Source organism: Geopseudomonas aromaticivorans, assembly GCF_019097855.1.
Lineage (GTDB): Bacteria > Pseudomonadota > Gammaproteobacteria > Pseudomonadales > Pseudomonadaceae > Geopseudomonas > Geopseudomonas aromaticivorans.
In genome coordinates this window covers 1-1,176 of the sequence record NZ_JAHRGL010000074.1, presented here as the reverse complement: position 1 = coordinate 1,176, position 1,176 = coordinate 1, and the positions used below count along the sequence as shown (strand labels likewise).

Annotated in this window: 1 protein-coding gene; it reads left to right on the top strand. The window is 48.3% G+C overall.

What is annotated here, in order from left to right:
• Positions 1 to 356 precede the first annotated feature (356 nt).
• Positions 357 to 578 carry a hypothetical protein gene (locus KRX52_RS19615; RefSeq protein WP_217683417.1) on the top strand — a complete coding sequence of 74 codons (222 nt, stop codon included), beginning with the start codon at positions 357 to 359 and terminating at the stop codon, positions 576 to 578.
• Positions 579 to 1,176: the final 598 nt, after the last annotated feature.

Here is a 1,176-nt window from a genome sequence, read left to right as displayed (position 1 = left end):
CCTCAGTTCTCCATATTGGAAGTAATATGGGTCTTGCATGCAAGTTAAGTAAACTCTGGATTTTGAAGGAGGAGGTGCTGATTGACTTACCCTATATTCCAAGACAGAATCTTGGAATGGGAACCGGGGAATTTGGTTCATTCAGGGAGTAAAATCAGCAAGGTGGCAAAGGCGGTTCCCCATGACATCATCAGTCCCTTCCGTGGCCAATCCACTGTATCCTGGATTGCTCATGGCATTCCATGATGTCACCAGTGTTGTAGCAACACCAACTGCCCTGAGGGCATTCCTTCAGTGACTCTTGGTTATATCAGTAGCCATGTTGTCAAGACTGAGGTCTCTGTTTGGGAGAAAAAATGGAGAACATTCAGAGACCAGAGAGACACAGAAAGAAGCTGCTGTTAGGTCTCAAAATAAAACAGGTACAAATAAGAGGTCCTGGCATAGGCACAGTGAGTGATGGGCAGGAGATTGGGAGGATCCTGGAGAAGTTGGGCTTGAGCTGGGACTTCCAGGAATGGGGTAGAAGCGCTGGAGCCTCTGAGAAGCTAATGGAAGTTCCTGCTTATCCTAATTAATGATAGTCCATGATTCCAGAGCATTAGTTTGTCTGTTCCCTAAGCCAGGACAGGACTGGGTAAGGCCAAGGCTGTTCTGCTGGGAGCACCTAGGTTTACCTTTAGCACACTCAGGGGTGTAATGTGGGGACAAAAGGAGATCATCTGGAGTCAGCAGGGTCTAATGGGTTCCCAGATTTGGGCAGGAATCACTGCACTTTACCCTCAGCAGTTTCGTTTAGGTGCAGTGGCTGTCTGACTCAGTCACGTGGAGACAAGAGTGCTTCTGGCTAAGACCTTATGTCCTCAGACTGTGCAACAGAACTCCTCTATTTTCATCTCCCTGACAGTGGCCCCCTTGGGCTACTGAATCAGCAGTTGAGGGTGGTAGGCAATGACCTAGTGTAGTCAAAAAACTATCAGAAACATGGAAGAGGGCAGAGTTTGGCTCCTTCATGCCAGCTTCCTATTTCTGGACTGTCAGTAGGATGGAGTTACTTGGTGAATGTTTTGACTATGTTGTGTCCTTGCATGACTTTTCAGTTTATATCCATGGGCCTGGAGTGACCAGGCAGGAGAGCTGGGCCCCTCAAAGCCCCTGAGTGCTCGTGCCCTATGA